The 19,593-nt window shown below is 41.1% G+C and carries 13 protein-coding genes; 1 reads left to right on the forward strand and 12 read right to left on the reverse strand.

From position 1 onward, the window contains the following. From VMW01_11840 to VMW01_11895, 12 genes are all read right to left on the reverse strand, one after another. On the reverse strand, positions 1 to 284 hold a 284-nt coding region (locus VMW01_11840), incomplete at its 3' end, for a nucleoside monophosphate kinase (protein HUW06942.1). Between the two features lie 441 nt (positions 285 to 725). Then, positions 726 to 2,522, reverse strand: a complete 1,797-nt coding sequence (locus VMW01_11845) for a response regulator (protein HUW06943.1) — start codon at positions 2,520 to 2,522, stop codon at positions 726 to 728. A 209-nt stretch (positions 2,523 to 2,731) separates the two neighbouring features. Then, complete coding sequence (locus VMW01_11850) at positions 2,732 to 4,474, reverse strand: ATP-binding protein (protein ID HUW06944.1); 1,743 nt, start codon at positions 4,472 to 4,474, stop codon at positions 2,732 to 2,734. Positions 4,475 to 4,485: 11 nt separating this feature from the next. Beyond that, positions 4,486 to 5,529 carry a chemotaxis-specific protein-glutamate methyltransferase CheB gene (gene cheB, locus VMW01_11855; protein ID HUW06945.1) on the reverse strand — a complete coding sequence of 348 codons (1,044 nt, stop codon included), beginning with the start codon at positions 5,527 to 5,529 and terminating at the stop codon, positions 4,486 to 4,488. A gap of 86 nt (positions 5,530 to 5,615) precedes the next feature. After that, positions 5,616 to 5,999, reverse strand: a complete 384-nt coding sequence (locus VMW01_11860; GenBank protein HUW06946.1) for a four helix bundle protein — start codon at positions 5,997 to 5,999, stop codon at positions 5,616 to 5,618. Between the two features lie 46 nt (positions 6,000 to 6,045). After that, entirely contained in the window at positions 6,046 to 8,325 is a 2,280-nt protein-coding gene (locus tag VMW01_11865) for a hybrid sensor histidine kinase/response regulator (GenBank protein ID HUW06947.1), read from the reverse strand. A gap of 108 nt (positions 8,326 to 8,433) precedes the next feature. Next, positions 8,434 to 10,536: a methyl-accepting chemotaxis protein gene (locus VMW01_11870; protein ID HUW06948.1), complete on the reverse strand. Its 2,103-nt coding sequence runs from the start codon at positions 10,534 to 10,536 to the stop codon at positions 8,434 to 8,436. 85 nt (positions 10,537 to 10,621) lie between these two features. Beyond that, positions 10,622 to 12,349, reverse strand: a complete 1,728-nt coding sequence (locus VMW01_11875; protein ID HUW06949.1) for a CHASE3 domain-containing protein — start codon at positions 12,347 to 12,349, stop codon at positions 10,622 to 10,624. A gap of 23 nt (positions 12,350 to 12,372) precedes the next feature. Further along, positions 12,373 to 12,978 (reverse strand): chemotaxis protein CheW, encoded by a 606-nt coding sequence (locus tag VMW01_11880; protein ID HUW06950.1) that lies wholly within the window; start codon positions 12,976 to 12,978, stop codon positions 12,373 to 12,375. Positions 12,979 to 13,121: 143 nt separating this feature from the next. Next, positions 13,122 to 14,606, reverse strand: coding sequence for a CheR family methyltransferase (locus VMW01_11885; protein ID HUW06951.1), 1,485 nt, complete (start codon positions 14,604 to 14,606; stop codon positions 13,122 to 13,124). Further along, the gene (locus VMW01_11890; protein HUW06952.1) at positions 14,603 to 15,082 is read right to left on the reverse strand and encodes a chemotaxis protein CheW; all 480 of its coding nucleotides are present in this window, start codon (positions 15,080 to 15,082) and stop codon (positions 14,603 to 14,605) included. The genes VMW01_11885 and VMW01_11890 overlap by 4 nt, the downstream gene beginning before the upstream one ends. A gap of 610 nt (positions 15,083 to 15,692) precedes the next feature. Next, positions 15,693 to 17,549: an alpha-amylase family glycosyl hydrolase gene (locus VMW01_11895; protein ID HUW06953.1), complete on the reverse strand. Its 1,857-nt coding sequence runs from the start codon at positions 17,547 to 17,549 to the stop codon at positions 15,693 to 15,695. 521 nt (positions 17,550 to 18,070) lie between these two features. Between VMW01_11895 and VMW01_11900 the strand changes: the two genes are divergently transcribed. Further along, complete coding sequence (locus VMW01_11900; GenBank protein ID HUW06954.1) at positions 18,071 to 19,591, forward strand: phosphoethanolamine transferase; 1,521 nt, start codon at positions 18,071 to 18,073, stop codon at positions 19,589 to 19,591. Positions 19,592 to 19,593: the final 2 nt, after the last annotated feature.

A 19,593-nucleotide genomic window follows, 5' to 3' on the forward strand; every position in this document is an offset into this window, starting at 1 on the left:
TAGGCCTGAATATAGGTGCGACGGAAACCATCGAAGAGGAAGCCGTTGGCATCGGGGTTGTCGGTAATGGTGTTCTCAATAATCTGCACAATAATTTCGTCAGGGACCAAACCACCGGCGGCAATAATGCTCTGCGCTTCCTGTCCCAGCTTGGTATTGTTGGCTAACTCACGGCGAAGTAGATCGCCCGTGGAAATGTAGAAGAGGTTATACTTCTTAATGAGAAACTCGGACTGGGTTCCCTTTCCTGCCCCCGGAGGGCCAAAGAGCGCAATGTTAAGCATAGATGTAGGTTTGCAAGCGGTTTATTGGGTTGTTTTCGTTACCCAAGATAGGAAATGATTTGTTGAATTGGAAACATTAAAATAAGAAAAGAGGGGGTTGACTAAGACAATGGGGAAATTTGAAGATGAGAAAAAAGTGAATTTGAAAAATTCAAGAATGGGACAAGTTCAAAGGAGTTTCTCTTTTCTCCTCACGCTCTGCCCAAATCATGGCTTCAAAACTATCGTTTGTAGCATCTGCTAATAGTTCTATTGGAGTGCTATCGTTCTAAAATATTTGCAACAACTTTTAATTCAAGTATTTGACCACTAAATTCTTATGTTTTTAATATCTTGCATCCTTCAGTTTAAATTAATCTCACGGTTGTCACTTTGGGGGATAGAACCATGTAACCATCAGTATGCAATTACATTCATGATCACTTCTTGCTCCGTTCCCACTCACCTCAAATTTTCTTTAATCTTTGATATAATGAAATCCATCTTAAAAGGTTTGGAGATGTAGTCGGTACAGCCACAACCAAATGCTTTATTCCTATCAAAGTCGGTGGAGTATGCTGTTTGAGCAATAATGGGCATGTTGGGATTAAAATCTTTTATCTTCATTGTGGCTTCAAAGCCATCCATAACGGGCATTTTAATATCCATCAGGATGAGATCAATTTCCTGTTCTTTACAAATAGAAATAGCCTCCACACCATTTTTTGCCCACACCAGATTAAGGTTCAAGTTCGAAAGAATCTCCTCCAAAAGCATGTAGTTCGATTCTTCATCCTCCGCAATTAGGAGGGTTTTGGTTATGTTTGCGTCAGCTTTCGCTCCACCTATGGGTTGGTTATCGGCTGCAATTTTCGCTATTGTTTTTTTATGGGGGATTGTAAAGTAAAACGTTGAACCTTTTCCTAATTCTGATTTTAGCCAAACTCTACCACCAAGAAGCTCAACATATGCTTTTGATATAGACAACCCCAATCCAGAGCCTCCAAATTCGCGAGCACCAGTGCTTTCCACTTGGCTGAAATGTTTAAATATTTCCTGCTGCATTTCGGGGGAAATGCCAATACCGGTATCCTCCACATAAAACTCAATTTCTATTTCTCTTTCCTTTACGCTATACCCAAAATTAACATATCCCTCCTTTGTGAACTTAATGGCGTTATCGAGCAGCTTTGTCAATATTTGTAAGAGCTTTGCTTCGTCCGACATGATCAAAACTTCATCGTGGAGTAGTATATTTTCCGACACCAATGTAAGACCTTTGGATTGGCACTTGGGCTGGAAATGTTCGTAAGTCTGATTCATCACCATGTTTAGGTCAACCTTCTCCTCTGCGGTGCTCTCCTGCCCTGCCTCAATGGTTGCAATGCTTATTATGTCGGTGATAATGCCAAGAAGTTGGTAACAACTTTGAGTGATTATGTCGATGAATTGTACTTGCTTTTCACTCGCAAGGGCAGGATCGCTAAGAAATCCGGAAAAGCCAATAATCGCATTCATGGGCGTGCGCACCTCATGGGAGATGTTGTGCAAAAATGCGGTCTTCAACCGATCACTCTCCTCCGCCTTTTCTTTGGCAACAATTAAATCTGCCTCTGTTCTTTTACGAACCTCGATTTCAGCGGATAGATCAGCCGTTCGTACCTCAACCAATTCTTCAAGACGCTCGTTTATTGTTCTCAGCTCCTCCTGTGCCTGAACTAATTCAGAATTTTTTTGAACTGCTGCATCATAGGAGGAGATGAGCAGTGAAAGCATCTGCTGCTGATTGGCCGTTATAAACCGTTTCTTACCCCCAAATGATATTTCAACGCCAACCCTTACGATATCACCATGACGGAACTCTTTATTGGCAATGATTTGGTCAATGATAGACAGTAAATATTTTTCGGAATAGGGTTTGGTAAGAAAATTATCGGCACCACAGGCAAGCCCTTCCAGCACATCCTCGGAATTAGAGAGGGAGGTTAGCAGAATTACTGGAATATCTGACGTGGTCTCATTTGATTTAATGGCTTTGCACAATTCGTACCCATCCATTTCAGGCATAACAATATCGCTGATAACTATTGCTGGCAACTTCTCCAGAGCAAGGTCAAGAGCCATTTTTCCGTTTTTGGCCACAATTACCTCAAAGCTATTCTTCTCAAGGGCGTATCTCAACTGCTCTGCCTGAGTTGGGCTATCCTCTGCTATTAGGATTTGGAAAACAGCCTCTTCCGAATCTACTGTGTCTTTCATAGCGTCCTTTCATTATTAGTAAAATAATTGAAAGATATTGTGCAACGATTTACCTCGGTAACGGGGATATCGTAGAGTTGTCAGTCAATGTTTCCAGAAAAATTTTAAGTAACACTGGGTGTTCGCTCTATCTCTGTAGTTTTTCTATTCATTCTACTTGGTTTGTAATTAATACCGTTTGCTGAAAAATAGTGCGTTATTATACAAATTTAATCCATTCGATCTCTCAGCGGAAGTGTGAAGTAAAAAGAGCTGCCCCTATTCACCTCACTTTCGGCCCAAATTCTACCACCATGCTTTTCAACAAACTCCTTACACAAGGATAATCCCAAACCAGTTCCTCCCTCATTATCAGTTCCTATTGTGGTATTTGTTTGTGAAAAGTTAAATAAGTTAGCTAAGATTTCCGGTGCAATCCCAACTCCACTATCGGTAACAGAAATGGTAAGGCTTGAATCCCTTTGCGTGGCACCAATATCAATTCGACCTCCTTTATGGGTGAATTTTATGGCGTTAGAAATCAGGTTTCGCAGAACAATTTTCAGCATATCCGCATCGGCAAATGCAACAGTCCCCTTACCATAAGAGCTATTTATGGTGATGCTTTTTTTATCAGCGGTCTGTTTTAAATTTTCAACTACCTCCAAGCCTATATCTGAAAATTCCAACTCCTTGGGCTCAAAAGAAATTTTACCCGATTGCGATTGTGCCCAAATGAGTAGGTCCTCCAGTAAGGAAAAGGTATTTTGTGCTGATGTGTTAATTATACCAAGCATTCCTTCCTTCTTTTCGATATCGTAAGTTCGAAAATTTTTCGTTAGCATATCTAAATAGCCTAGTATCGAATTAAAGGGGCTCTTCAGATCGTGTGCAATAATAGAGTAGAATTTATCCTTCTCTGCATTTACAATCTGCAGCTGCTCGTTTTTGCGCTTAATCTCTTCCTCTGCCAATTTATGGTCGGTGATATCGATTGTAAAACCAGCTATGTAGGTAGGTATATTCTCAACATAAATGGGGAACTTAATTGTATTATAGTATTTCCCATTTAACTTTTCCTCAAGCATAGCTGGCTTTCCATCGCGAAGAATTTTCAGATCGTCAGCAACAACTTTTTTAGCAAATTCTGATGGAAAAAGATCATCCATGGTTTTGCCAAGCAGGTCATTAATAGGTCGACCAAGCATTTGCTCATAGTTCTTGCTTAGCCTAAGCGAGCGTGTCTGAGCATCTTTAAAAAAGACATAAACGGGGCTATACTCCATAAATTGGTTAAATATTAATTCGCTCTCTTTCAGCTGCTCTGCAATTTGCTGGCTAATTTTAGTTTCGGCCAACAAATCTTGTGTTCGTTCCTCCACCAACGATTCCAACCTTTCGTTCAACAATCTTAACTCATCGCGGGTTTTTACAAGTTCTGCATTTTGCTGAACAGCTCCGTCGTAAATATTCAACAACAAATTGATTACGCTTTGCTGATCCGAATTGATAAATCGTTTTTTTCCTTCAAATAGAATTTCTACACTAAAAGGAGATGTATTTTGAACCTGACCATTTTCTTCGGAAAGGATTTTATTTACATTAGTCAGAAAAGATAACTCGCGGAATGGCTTAGTAATAAAGCTGTTAGCACCAGATGAAAGTCCGTGAATTACCTCCTTCGCATCCGAAAGTGAGGTAATCAAAATAACGGGTATGTCCTTGGTTGCATCTTTCGATTTTATCTCCTTGCAGAGGTCGTAACCATCCATCTTAGGCATTACAATATCGCTGACAACCAACAATGGTTTATTCTCTCTGATAAGAGCAAGAGCTTCCTCACCATCTTGAGCAATTATTGATCTATAATCACCTTTCTCAAGAATATACTGTAATAGCGCTGCTTGTGAAGGACTATCCTCAACTATCAAAATGTAATTAAAATCACTTTTCAAGCTCTTTTTGTTGTCCATAATTTCCCAACTTATTTTGAAAACAGTGCACTTATAGTCTTTGATATATTTTCGGGTGAAAGGATATAGGTTGCTGCATTTAGCTTTATAGCCTCGCCAGGCATTCCATGCACAACCGAGCTCTCCTTATCCTGCGCAAAAGTAATGGCACCACAATCTTTCATAAGCTTCAGCTCATCTACCCCATCGCGGCCCATTCCCGTAAGCAAAACGCCAACCGCTTTTGCCCCAAATGCTTCCGCTGATGTACGAAATAGGAAAGCGACGGATGGCCGTAGCCCATTTTCCAACCCATGGTTACTCAGCACAATTTTGGGCCCATTTTCAACGCCCATATGGAAGTTATCGGGTGCTATATAACCATGACCCGGTAATGGAAACTCTCCGTGAGAGGCAATATGTAGCGGAAAATGGGTGGTGTTCTTAAGCCATTCAACAAAACCTTCGACAAAACCTTGAGAAATATGTTGAACAATTAAAATTGGGACTGGAATATTTTTGGGCAAATTGGAGAGTATTCTTTGTAACACCAGAGGGCCTCCCGTTGAGGCACCAATTGAAATGAGCTGAATTGCTGCTTCCGTATTTGTTGTTTTCTTTATTTCGGGTTTAGCAGTAAAATTTACTTTAGACCGAGAGGCAATTCGTTTAACCAATTTCACCTCTGACATCAATTTAAGTGTCTGAACCAACTCCTGGGTATCTTTTTTATAATCGGGATGATCTACGCTTGGGGGCTTCTTAACAATGGCTAAAGCACCTGCATCAATCATGCTAAATGAAAAGGTTACATCCTTAACGTTTACACTTCCAGTAACAATAACAATTGGCGTTGGATTCGTCTCCATTATTATCTTCGTAGCCTCATAGCCATCTAATTTGGGCATATGCCAATCCATTGCAATCACATCGGGAGAATGCTTAGCAACCGCGTCGATTGCCTCTTCACCGTCGTTAGCAACTCCAACAATACTAAAAATTGGATCAGAGCTAATCGCATAAACTAGCAGCTGCTGCATTACGGGGGAATCTTCAACTATTAGGATTTTTATCATTATTGCGATTTTATTTACGAAGAATTGAAATTAGAAAATAGAAATTAGTAGCCCAACTTTAACCTACTTTCCAATATTTCCCAATTTCAAGTTTCCAATCTAGAATTCTCAATTTCACTGTATTTTGTGGTATTTATAAAGGTGTTTAATTTTGGTCCGAATTTCTCAATTATTATAAGGTACTTTTCTGCTTGGGTTTCATTAAGGATTCTTCTGCGGATCAACTTTCTCAACCATGCTTTAGTTTCCTCAAAGGAACCACGTGAATACAAATAGAATTTTCTTCGATCGGGGGGTGTAAACCGGCCATATCCTTCGGCAATATTTGCAGCGATACTATCGGAAGATCGGATAATTTGGTATCCAATTGTGTTTTGAACCTTTTTATCCCAGCTGTCAAAATCTTTCCATATCATATCGGCCAATTCCTCCGCCAGTTTATAAACGTCCAAATCGCTAACCTTTATCATGTCAATTAGAACTGTTTTGTTTCCAAATTTCCAATTTCCAACCCTTCTATATCAATTTTTCTATCACCTCCAGCAAATTACTTTGGTCGAAGCTACTCTTTACGATATAGGCATTGGCCCCAACATCTATTCCAAGCTCGCGATCCTCTCGCGATTCCAAGGCTGTAACCAGCACCACGGGTAGCTCAGCAAGCTTCTTCTCCTTTCTCATCTTTGCGGTAAGCTCAAAGCCATTCATTCTGGGCATATCCACATCCGATACAACTAAATCGAACTCCCCAACCAACACTTTCGTGTAGGCATCAACACCATCCACCGCTGATTCAACTATATAACCGGCAGATTCCACAATGCTCTTTATTAAAGCACGGGAGGTGATTGAGTCGTCTACCACAAGAATTCTATATTTCTTTGCCGCATCGGCTACCACCTCCTTCGGCTCCTTTATTGGTGCGCTAATTTGGGTTGCAGACTGCATCAAATCGGCAACATTGATAATGGGCACAACTTTTCCATTCCCCAAAATGGTTGCTCCGCCCATGTTTCTTACCTTAACCAGCTGCTTACCCAACTTTTTAACAAGAATTTGGAGCTCGTCGAAAATTTCATCTACCACAAAGCCAATTCGCTTTTCATCGTGCTTTAGAACAATAATTTGAATAGCGCTAACCGATTGATCAGCACCCGATTTCCTTGTAGATCCATTAACAGTATTCCTAATTCCAAGCACATCGCCAAGCTTTATAATTCCAATAATCGCTGTACCAAGCAGGATTGTCTCCCTATTTTCGGTGGTTTTGATCTCATCCTTACTAATCCTAATAGCCCGTTCCACATTTGCAGTTGGCATAAAAAAGAGGTGATCGCCAGTTCTTACCAAAACGGCTCTTGAGGTTGAAAGGGTGAGCGGCAGCCGAATGCGAAACGTTGTGCCAATATTTAGATGGCTATCGACGGAAACGGTTCCCCCTAGCTTTCCTACCTTTTCGCGAACAATAGCTAAGCCCAAACCACGCCCAGAGATATCGGTAATCATGGGGCTTGTGGTAATACCCGATTTAAAAACTAAATCCTGCACCTCTTGCGGAGACATTGTTTCTGCGCTCGCCTTTGTGATAATACCCGACTTAATCGCAGCTGAAATTACTCTATTGGTATTAATGCCCTCGCCATCGTCCGAAATGCTAATTTCGAGGTTATGGCCCTCAATTGCTGAAAAAGAAAGAGTAATAGTTCCAAAAGAAGTTTTTTTTGCCTTAAGCCGATCTGATGGAGTTTTTATGCCATGATCGATGCAATTCCGAATTAAATGCACCAATGGGTCCTTAAGCTCTTCCAAAACTCGTTTATCCACTTCAACCTCTTTCCCCTGAATAGTAAACTCCACCTCCTTCTTCTGAGCACGAGCAAGATCACGAACCAGCTTTGGAAACCCTTCTGTAATTGTGGAAATAGGGAGCATTAGTATCTTTTTCATCGACTCAACATGCTCATCTACCATCCGGCTTAGCGAACGTTGATCACTTTCTAACTCATTTATAATGGTACTGAGATGTCGCTCCAGCTCATCCATCCGTTCAGTTGTCCAATTAATTATCTCTTTCGATTGAGCCGGACTTGAAGCTGAGTGGAGGGAATACGTTTTAACCAACTCCACCTTCCATGAATTAATCAGATCGTGCATCTCCCCTAGCTCAACTACCCTTTGAGCAGAGGTTACTTTAGATTGAATCATCTGCTCTGCTTGCAAAAACAGGGGATCAAGCTTTGCTATAGGGATTCTTACCGATTCTATTTGCAGCAATTTTTCCTCAACGGGTTCATTCTGAGATGCCGAATTACTTGATGGTACCTCAGCTGCCGTTTTTATTGCTCGCGGAGTTTTAACTGTAGCTATTGGCTCAACCGCTTTTGTAATCGAATGATTAGCATCACCGATGGATTGTAGCTGTTTTATTAATCCTCTCACCTCGTTGGAACTGGCTATCGATACCCCTGTAACCATTTTCGAAATGGTATCAATGGCTTTATGGATAAGATCAAACTGATAGGCAGAAAAAGAGAGTCGATTGTTCTTGAACTTGGCAAAAATGCTCTCCAAAACCTGACATAACGATTCAATATCGCTCCTTCCAACAGACCGTGCCGCCCCCTTCAGACTATGCATCTCACGAAAAATTGATTCGATCAGCTCCACGGTCCCTATGCTATTTGGATTCTTCTCCAATTCAATTAAGCCCTTGGAGAGCACGTTAATATGCTCCTCCGCCTCAACCTTGAACATGGCTTGAAGTCGTTTTATGAATTCTTCGTCTTTTGTATCCATTGGGGCATCTTCCTTTATATTTAATGTTTAGCTTTTAGGATGAAGACTATTAGGCTGTAGGTTTATAGTCAGGAAAGCCTATTTTCCTATAGCCTAATAGCCTATAACCTAAATCTTATACTGTTCAACCAAAACTTTCAGCTTCTGGCCCAGCTCATTTAGACCCTTGGCTGCTTTTTCGGCCTGAACCATGCTTGCAGCATTCTCAGTTCCAGCTTGATTGATATTCTGCATTGCCAACCCAATCTGATCCATACCCACAACCTGCTGCTGACTCGATGCCACAATCTGTGTTGCTGCCTCAACTGCTTTGCTGCTGCTGTCTGCTAATTTTTTAATGGTATCGCCAGCCTGAGCCGATTGTTTTACGCCAATATCAACCGCTCTGCTAGTTTGTTCTGTCGCCATTACAGCAGAACTAGTTGTTTTCTGTACATCATTTAATATATTACGCACCTGTATTGTGGCTTCTTTTGACTGTTGTGCAAGATTTCTAATTTCCTGAGCAACTACGGCAAACCCTCTTCCCTGTTCGCCTGCTTTAGCAGCTTCAATCGCAGCATTTACCGCTAGCATGTTCGACTTATCTGCCACCTCGGTTACCGAGGCAATTATGCCTCCAATTTGTTGGGTTTGTTCGCTCAAACGAATAATTGTATTTGCCATTGAATCCATTTGAGTTTGAATTTCGTGCATCCCAGTTAATGTCTCATCTACTGCTTTTTGGCCAAGTTGAGTAACTTGAGATACCTGTAGAGCATTTTCCGAAACACGGCTTGCCTTTTGACTGGAAAGCTGCGCAGCTTGTCGCACCTCTTCAACGGTTGTGGTAGTTTCGCTAATTGCAGTTGATGTTTCAACTGATCCAGACGCAACCTGAGTAGTAGCAGCTAATATCTCGCTGGTGGATGCAACTAAAATATTAACAGTATCTTTTACTTCGCTCAAAATACCTGTCAATGCTGCAGTACGTGTTTTTACCATTTCTTCCAACTGATCTCGATACCTAATTAGCTCTTCTTCAGCCTGCTTTCTCTCGGTGGCATCAATTGAAACGCCAATTACACCAACAACCTCCCCTGCTTTGTTTAAATATGGAATCTTAGATGTACTTACCCATTTTCTTCCATTTTTTGTTTCCCAAGGTTCATCGATATTAATCTTTGGTTGTCGGCTCCTTATAACTTGAAGATCATCATCCCAATAAGCTTGTGCCTCCTCTTTGGAGTGTAAGTCATTCAGTGATGTACCTTCCAACTGCTTTTTGGACATTTTGTAATTTTCGCACATATACTTGTTAACTCGGAGATATCGATTCTCCGTATCCTTATAAAAAACCAAGCCAGGAATGCCGTCGATGATTATTTCCAGCTCGGAAGATAGAAGTTCAAGCAGCTCAGATTTCTTAATGGATTCTATTTCCAATAATTTCCGCTCATTTATATCTTGGAAAACACCACTAAGCTTTACAACTTCACCATTTTCCATGTATGCCTCCCCAATTGTCCTTACCCATAACTTGTTCTTTTTTGCGGTTATTAGTTCAAGCTCTACATCGAAAGGTTCACCAAATTTAATGGCTCTGTCTACGCAATTTGATATTATTGGAATAGCTTCTGGAGCATAGAATTTAATTGCAGTTTCCAAATTTGGAATGAAGCTAGACTCTACCTCATGTATATTGTAAGTTACCTCTGACCAGTAAAGAGTACCGGCTTTAATATCCATTCCCCAAGCACCAACCTTTGCAAGTCTGCCCGTCTCATCTAATAATCTTTTTCGTTTTATAAGCTCTTGTTCTGCCTTATTTTTATCTGATACATCGCGGGCTGCAGCAAAAACTCCCTGAACTTTTCCCGCTTCATCTTTATAAACAGTTGCGTTGTATAGTACATCAATTGTTTTGCCAGAGCTGTGCCGCAATGTTAAAGGATAATCTCTGACAACACCCATAGAAAGTACCTGCTCGTATCCAATTTTGGCTTTTTCGGGTTCCGTAAAGTAATTGGAAAATAAGCTGCCAATTAATTGTTCTCGAGGTACTCCCGTGGCCAATTCGGTCGCTTTATTTACATCGGTTATGGTTCCCACAGCACTAATTGTTACAAGTGGATCGAGGCTTGCCTCAATAAGGCTACGGGCGTAGAGCAAAGCAGCGTGCATTTCTGCTTCCCTTTTATTTCTACCACCCAAATCAAAGAATTTCTTCATACCAATATCTCCAATTAGTAATTGTTATCAATAGAAGTCTTGTCATCCACATCATACCAAATACGCTATTCCACCTTAACTTCTTCTAAATCCTATACTGTTCAACCAAAACCTTCAGCTTCTGGCCCAACTCATTTAGACTCTTAGCAGCCTTTTCGGCCTGAACCATGCTTGCAGCATTCTCGGCTCCAGCCTGATTGATATTCTGCATTGCCATCCCAATCTGATCCATGCCTACGGTCTGCTGCTGGCTCGAAGCTACAATCTGCGTTGCTGCCTCAACAGCCTTGGTGCTGCTTTCGGCCAACTTTTTAATGGCGTCGCCAGCTTGAGCCGATTGCCTTACGCCATTCTCCACCGCTTTACTGGTTTGCTCGGTGGCCATTACGGCGGAGCTGGTGGCTTTTTGAATATCGGTTAATATATTGCGCACCTGAACGGTAGCCTGCTTCGACTGCAGTGCAAGGTTTTTAATCTCCTGAGCAACAACGGCAAATCCTTTTCCCTGCTCTCCGGCTTTAGCTGCTTCGATGGCTGCATTTACAGCCAGCAGGTTCGATTGATCGGCCACATCGGTTACCGAGGCTATAATACCTCCAATCTGCTGGCTCTGCTCGCTCAAACGGACAATGGTATTGGCCACCGATTCCATTTGATTTTGAATTTCTTCCATTCCGCCTAGGGTTTCATCAACGGCTTTTTGACCGATTTGGGTTACCTGAACTACCTGCTGTGCATTTTCCGAAACACGACTTGCCTTTTGGCTTGATTGCTGAGCTGCCTGTCGCACCTCCTCCACTGTTGTTGTGGTTTCGGTTATGGCGGATGCAGTCTCCGATGAACCGGTTGCTATTTGTGTAGTGGCTACAAGTATTTCACTGGAAGATGAAGCAAGTAGGTTAACGCTTTCTGAAATATCTTTCATTATACTGCGCAGATTGTTCAGCATCTGCAAAAAAGCATTCCCAAGAAGATCTTTCTCTGACTGCGGTGTTATAGATCCCGTTAGATCACCGGCAGCAATTTTTTGAGCCGCAGCAGCCATTCCTTTAAGAGCGTCTATCATTTTTTTGAAGTTCTGCAGTAGAATTCCAACTTCATCACTGCGCTCAACCACCATCAGCTCAACATTTAAATCGCCCTCACTTATTCTTGTTGCAATTTTGGTTATCTCATTGAGGGGTCTAGAAATATTACGAACAATTAAAATCCCGATGAGAATAATAAATATCAGGCTTAATAAAGTGCCATAAATGATAACAGATTTTGTCAAAAGGACATTCGTCTGCATACTGCTATTCCGGACTTCCAGCAGACCTCTTTCGGTATTTTCAATTTCATCAACCGCCTGTCGAATGTTGTCCATTAGCATTTTACCTTTATCGGTAAGGACAACTTTCAGCGCAGCATCAAAACCATTATTCTTACGGAGATTTATTGTTTGATTTAGAACTTCAAGTTTATCAACAACCATAAGCTTAACTTTCTTAATCCTCTCCTGCTGCAAAGGATTATCTTTAGTTAATTTAACTCCATTGTCAATATACTTAAATATACTCTTTGTTGCTTCGTTATAAGGTTCAAGATATTGGTTATCGCCAGTAAGGATAAAGCCACGCTGCCCCGTTTCAGCATCCTTTAGCAACGAGATTACCATTTCTTCGTTCTGCAAAACAAGATAGGTATGGTCATTCCAGCCAATACTCTCATTAAGCTTGACTATCATTGCATAGGCAAAAATGCCAAGAATGAGGAACATTAATCCCGAGAATACAATTAATCCTCCAATTTTATTTCCAATTGTCCACTTCATAATCATAGCTCTTTAATTAAAGTTTACTTAGCTTCTTGGTTTACAATCATCCTTTCATCGTCAAGTATTTTCTTGGCATCAAGAATAATCAGATGCTCCGCAGTTATGCCTTTCAGGTATTCACCGCCAATACCACTTATGTTTGGAAGTGACGTTTGAATGTTATCGGTTGATACCAATTGAGTACCATGGATACTATCAGCCAGTATCCCGAACTCCATGCTCTCACTGCGGATAATAATTACCCTGTTAAGTTGTCCCAATCCTATTTCGGGTAGGTTGAAGAATTTTTTCAGGTCGATTACCGAGATAATCTGACCACGAACATTAATAATTCCGAATACAAAGGAGGGAGTACCTGGTAATGGAGTAAAACCGTTGAGCGGATATACCTCGCTAATGAATGAACTCTCAACGGCATAGGTTTCCGACGCTAAGCCAAAAACAACAACCTCAATAAAAACTTTACCAGCCGTTTCATCCTTCTCTTCAAAGGCTAAGGCATGGGATCTAGCTTTTAAAATGGACAATTTCTCTTCATCAGAAGAAGCACTCCTTTGTTCGAGTGACTCATTTAGAGAATTTACCCTACTCTTAACTTCGTCACTATTCTCATTTGCGTTTCGCATATTCTCGGTTTCAAATTGAGTTATTCTGAAAACTTCACCACGGAAACACTAAATGCACCTGGCGATAATCCCTTTGGTAATCTATATTATCTATACCTTCATGGCTCATTTTCATTCTGCTTGCATTTATTGAGTATTGCTGCTTACACACCTGCCTTCAACGAAGCACGAATAATCTCTTTGAACCTTCCAACCGTTAGCCCTTCCGATTCAAAGAGAATATCCTCATGACTACTCTTATCGAGTATTGATACAACGATGTCGTAGCTCTTTTTTGCCGCTTTAGCGTTACCAAGCTGCTTATAAATGTTCCCCAGAGAATAGTATGCCAAAACAAAATTGGAATCCAAGTATACTGCGCGTTTCAGGGAGGCTACCGCTTCATCGAGTTGATTATTTTCGTGAAGAATTGTGGCATACAGATAGTGTACACGTGGATCACTCTTGCTGGACAAAATCACCTTTTCGCAGGCGTTTATTGCATCAGCGAGCTTTCCCACATTTGCCAAAGCTCGAATCAATAGAATTTGTTCCTTATCGTTTAGCTCCCCGTTCTGAAGCGTCTCAACAGCATCCCCATACCTTCCTTCCGAATAGTACTTTAATGATTTATCATAGTTTGTATCAGCAGGTGAAGAAACATCATTTAAAACTTCTGAATCAACAAGTTGAGGTTGATATTTTGTATTTTCACTCGTTTCAGGTTTCGGAATAGGCTCCAAAAATGATGGTTCGGGTGGTGTTTCTAGAACACTAATTTGGCGAAGTTTTTTAATTTTTCCTGAGGTCTTCTTGTAAAGTACCATGCCCTGAACGTTGACTGGAGTAAAATCGGGGAAATTTTGAAGTGAAAGTTCACTGGCCGATACCAAAAGATGCCCACCCTGAACTAGCGACTTATAGAAATCCCGTACAACCTGCCTAAACCGTTCCTGCGAAAAATACATTAGTACGTTTCGACAGTAAACTATATCCATTGCATTGGTATCATTCAGCGATGACGGGTATATATCTTCGGCCAAATTCAGGTATTCGAACTTCACCATACCCTTAATCTCTGGGATAATCTCCAAGCGACCATTTGGTTTTTGAGTGAAGTATTTCTCCTTTAACCACGGCGGTGCTCCCCGAAACGACCATTTACCATATTCACCAGCTGAGGCTTTGCGTAAACTTCGGGGGTTGATATCTGTTGCAAGTATGGAAATATTCCAATCCTTGATGAACGGAATCGTTTTTCTTAACGCAATTGCAATAGAGTATGGCTCCTCACCAGTGGAACACCCAGCGCTCCAGATACGTATTCTCTTTTCACCGTTTAGACGATGATGAATAATTTCGGGTATAATAACATTTTCGAGGGCTTCGAATGTATGAGGCTCGCGCCAGAAATAGGTTTCTCCAATGGTTAGGCTAGCAGCTAATATCTCCATTCGCTCGTGGGTGAGAGGGGAAGTAATAATATGTTGAATAAACTCCTCGATGTTGGTATAACCGAATTCTGTTGCAGCAATTCGTATATTTCGCTCCAAATCGCCCCACCGGTCTCTGGGAAAATTCAATGCGAAGTTGGAAGCAATGAACTCGCTCAGCTGCGATAAAGTATCTTCGGTTAGAATAGCGCTCATTTTTTGCCTTTTGAAAGAACTTTATCAATTTGTTGCTGCTCATCGAGCGAAAGGAACTTCTCAAGATCGTGTATCAGCACAATATCATCATCAACCTTAGCAATTCCAGCAAGGTAATTGGTATACCTAAACGATTCTTCAATATTAACTAGCTGTGAGTTTTTCAGCTCATGCACGCCCAATACCGAATCAACAACAAGGGCTACAAGCCGTTTTGAGGTTCGTGCTATAATGAGTTGATCGTTTAATTCCAACGCCCGAATTGGTAAATTAAAGCGTTTGCGGACATTGATAACAGGAATTATCTCACCATGGAAATTGACAACGCCCATAACAATATCAGGAGCTTTTGGTAACGATGCTATTTCTACAACTGGAACAACGCGGTCAACAGCAGCCAAATACAATCCGTAATGCTGCCCATCGAGATTGAAGAGTACTATTGTTTGGCTTTCTTCTTTGCTGGCTGTATTCATTCAATTTCCTTCATGTAATTATCAATTGACTCTTTGCCATCTATTTGAAAACATTGAAAAGGTTGAAAGTTACAATAATAATACTTGATTGTCAAATAAACATGGTGATATTCATCATCTTTTTGTTGATTTTCAATAAAATAAAAGGCAAACTACAATCAAGTAGGTTTGCCTCATAACTTACCAAATCGGTGTTCATCTATTCAAACTATCGCTCTCTGAAGTAAAAATTGATGAGAATAGAGTCCCCCAATTCTACAACGTGTTTTAGCAAAAAACTTATCTGCCTCAGCTATGGCATTTCAATAATACTGATACACTTTGATATTTTTCAGCAAATCAGAGGATAGAAATCTTCTATACCTTTGATTTTTAAGCAGTACGAATAATAGGGAAAAATAGCTTGTTTAACGCTTAATTGTTCAACCCTATGCAACATCAAAAAAAAGTTTTAGCCACCTTTGTTCTATCCGCATTAATGTTTACAATCGCCAGTTGTGGAATTATCATCACCCGAAATTACTACTATGGTAACGCTAGCAACTGCGGTAACAAAACCGATGTAGAACACCTCAACCTGCAAACTTTGGCAAAAACCTGCAACAGCCATTTACTTAACTCGCGAAAGAATTGCGGCAGATAAAGGTTCTAGGGAAATGGCATCACCATCAATTGCCGTGCCGTCTAGCAAATTTCGATAGCTGCCTTTCTCTGGTAATGTAAACGTTTTGCTGGATGACTCCAAGTTGAACAGAACATATATACAGGCATCATTATCATACCGCTTGTACACCAATGTTTTCCCTTGAGCCTCTACAAAATCGATCTTACCAGTAGCAAGCACCGGATTGCCATTGCGAATGCCTATTAACTTCTTATAAAAATCGAACCACTCCTGGTTAAAACCAACCGAATCGTAAACTGCAGGTCCGGGCTGAATATTGTTCCTCGTTTCTGGTTGAAACGTAAACTCCTTCCACCACAGAGGCTTTCTACAATCTGGATCGTCGGCACCCCACATTCCCATCTCCTCTCCATTCCATACATCGGGTGCCCCTACATTAGTAAATTGATGAATAAGATATAGCTTAAGGCGTTGGTATGATTCCGCGTCGGGTTTGCCAGTTTTATACAAGGAATCCTCGTATGGTTTTGCTCTGTATTTATACTTCCCGTGATTATAAAAGCTTGTAAGCATTCTTGGCGTATCGTGAGTGGAGGAGACATCCATCATGGAGTATCGAAATGGTACCTCCAGCCCGTTCCACTGGTAGCGTAAGCTGTCAACAAACTCACGAGCGTCAATTGCACTATTGGCAAGAGAGAAGAAACTTCGAGCGGGACGATAAAGGTGGTAGAACATAACTCCATCGAACACCTCCCCATTGGCATAGTAGGCAGGGGGCATCATCTTATCCATCCACCACTGTATTTCTCCCACCAGATAAGCATCCGGCTTAATGCTCTTAACAAAAGTGCGGTACTCGCGCCAAAACCCCGAGGGGATGAAGTCCGCAACATCGAGGCGATAGCCATCAACTCCTTTCGCAGTATCACCATTGGGTGCAAGCCAACGCTTGGTTACAGCAAAAATATGCTGCTTAGCGCCCTCGTTGAGGTTTCCTTCATAGGGATGGTGCATGTCCTTAGCCGACGACACCTCTACTTTCCTAATTTCTGGAAGGTAATCGCCATACCACCCAGCATACTTAAATTCGTTTTGGGGAGTGGCCGGATCGTCGTACGCATACACGGTATACCAATCCTTATAGGCCGACTTGTCGCGATTCTTAATGATGTCCTTAAACGCCCAAAATTCTGTTCCCGTATGATTCCATGAGTAGTCCATTATTATCCTCATCTTACGCTTATGCACCTCATCAACCAGCTTTAGAAAAAGCTTATCAGCCGATGTCCACTTCCATGTAGCGGGATTGCCGGGATCTTCTGATTCTATGATTTTGTTATCACCAGCAGGATCGGGACCAAAGTTTACATCCACATGGTGGTAGTAACGTGCGTCGTACTTATGCAGCGAAGGTGCATCGTTTATAGGATTAAGATAAATAACTGTAACGCCAAGGTCGGCTAGGTAATCCAGCTTATCAATTACCCCTTGCAGGTCACCGCCATAACGTCTCTCCTGCAAATTATCGTTAAATGATTTTCCGTTCCCAACGGCCCAGCTATCCTGTTTATACCAATTTTGTGTCCATGGAGTAATAGCCCATCCTTGTGGAGCTCTGCCCGATAGAGCAGTATAAGTATTTTCGGGTTTGGGATCGTTAGTAGTATCACCATTGAAGAACCGCTCAACAAAAATCTGATACCAGATGACCCCCTTTGACCACTCTGGAGGAAGCGGGAAATGAGCACTCTGGGCCTGACCCGATAGAGGAAATAGCAAAACAGAAGAGGTGAAAACCAATAACCTTTTTCCTAAAAAACCACGTTGAATTCTTTTCATGGCGAACTTCATTATAGGATAGCAGCACTAAACAAATACATAGGAAATGTACCAAAATACCCAAGCATTTGCCACAACAATATTACAAAAGCGCTCTCGTTTTAAGAAACAAAATGAATGCTTAGCACACAAATTAAAACCTCTCGCATAAAATAATACCTCCACAAAATTTTATATTTACCTGATTGGGAAAAGAGCCAAATTTTGAATTCAATGGGCCTAACCATCTTGGCAACAGCAATTAATAACTAAAAACTGAATTGTGGCGGGTAATAACTGAAGGCATACTTGGGTAGTACGCTAATGCGCTACATTTGTCAATGTGTTGAATACTCTATTCCAATCGTATATCGACACTATATCTTCTAAAAATCATTTGTATTTTTAGACGTTTTACAACAATTTTGATAAGTTGAAAGATGGTTAAATAAGGCCAAAACCCAACCATTTTGACAAGAAATATTTTAGTCTAATTTCAATCCTCTTGGACAACAAAACTTTCACATCACTAAGAAATCAGCATGCTCGATAAAATCAACTTTCGCTTCTTGCTATTTGTCTTTGCGGTAACAATTTTTACCGGCTTTGCTTTTACTCTGTCAAACTATATTCACGTACCTGTTGATGGGATGAAAGATTGGATACTAACAATTGGACACTTTCAGATTGTGATGCTGGGTTGCTTTACACTCTACTATTTTATGGCCATAAACAAGTATTTATTTGCCGTTGTTTTCCCAATAGAAGTTTTGGCAACATCCATTATTGCATACTTTGCATACTTCCAGAATGTAAGCTTAACAACGTCGATATTAGATGCGGCATTGCACAACGATCTACGCACCTCGTTAGATTTAGTAACTCTTCCAGTGCTGTTATTTTGTGCTAGTTCTCTTGCAATATCAATAGTTGCAGTGATTTTTCGATTTAAATTTATGTCGTATAAATTCAAACTGATAGAACTTATTGCCGTTTGCATAATTGGCCTATCAGTATTTGAGGTGAATCAGCTACGTTATAAAACCGTTTCCCACCGTTTGCCATTTAGCATCTACTATGTTTCAAAAAAGTATGTCGGTGAGCTCCAAAACGACAGCAAGCCGCGCGTTGCGGTTGACACCGATGCCTACTGCACTACCGATACAATAACAGTGGTTTTGGTTATTGGGGAGGCTGCTCGTGCAGACCATTTTCAGCTGAATGGCTACAAAAGAGCAACCAATCCACTACTTAGCAAGTTACCCGTTGTGAGTTACCCACACATCTATTCGGAGTGGACGCACACAAACCTCAGTTTAGCACATTTTCTAACCCGATCGGACAGTGTAAACCACGAACCCTCAATCACCGAGTGCTCATTTATCAGCATTTTTAACCACTGTGGGTTTGCCACCACTTGGATTGCCAACCAGGAGCCAGCACCCAGCTACACGCCGTTTGTAAAGGAGGCAAAAAAGGTGGACTACGTCAATCCAAGCTTCTCGGTTTATAACTATAACAAAAAATGGCTCGATGCCGATGATCTCCCGCATCTTGATCAAGCCTTGAATGAGGCTGCTCCGCGTAAATTAATTATAATACACACTATTGGCAGCCATTGGTGGTACAACGACCATTTCACTGACAGCACCACTGTTTTTAAGCCAATTCTGGAAACAAAAAATATTGTCTCGGCAAGCAACGATGAAATCGTCAACTCGTACGACAACACCATAGTTTATACCGATTATTTTTTGAGCAGAGTGATAAACCGTCTTTCATCGCTAAATGCTTGCATGATTTACCTCTCCGACCATGGCGAGTCGCTGGGCGAAAATGGGAAGTGGTTGCATGCTCAGGACAATGAGCCTGAAAAACACCCCGCATGCGTACTTTGGTTCTCGAAAAAATATATTAACCAACAACCAAAAAAGTATGCATACATTGTTGCCAACAAAAATAGAAGATGGAGAACAGACTTTGTATTTCACAGTATTTTGAGTATTGGAGATATTAATAGCAATTCGATGGCAAAAGGAGTTGATATTACCAGTATAAATTAAAA

Source organism: Williamwhitmania sp. (genome assembly GCA_035529935.1).
GTDB lineage: Bacteria > Bacteroidota > Bacteroidia > Bacteroidales > Williamwhitmaniaceae > Williamwhitmania.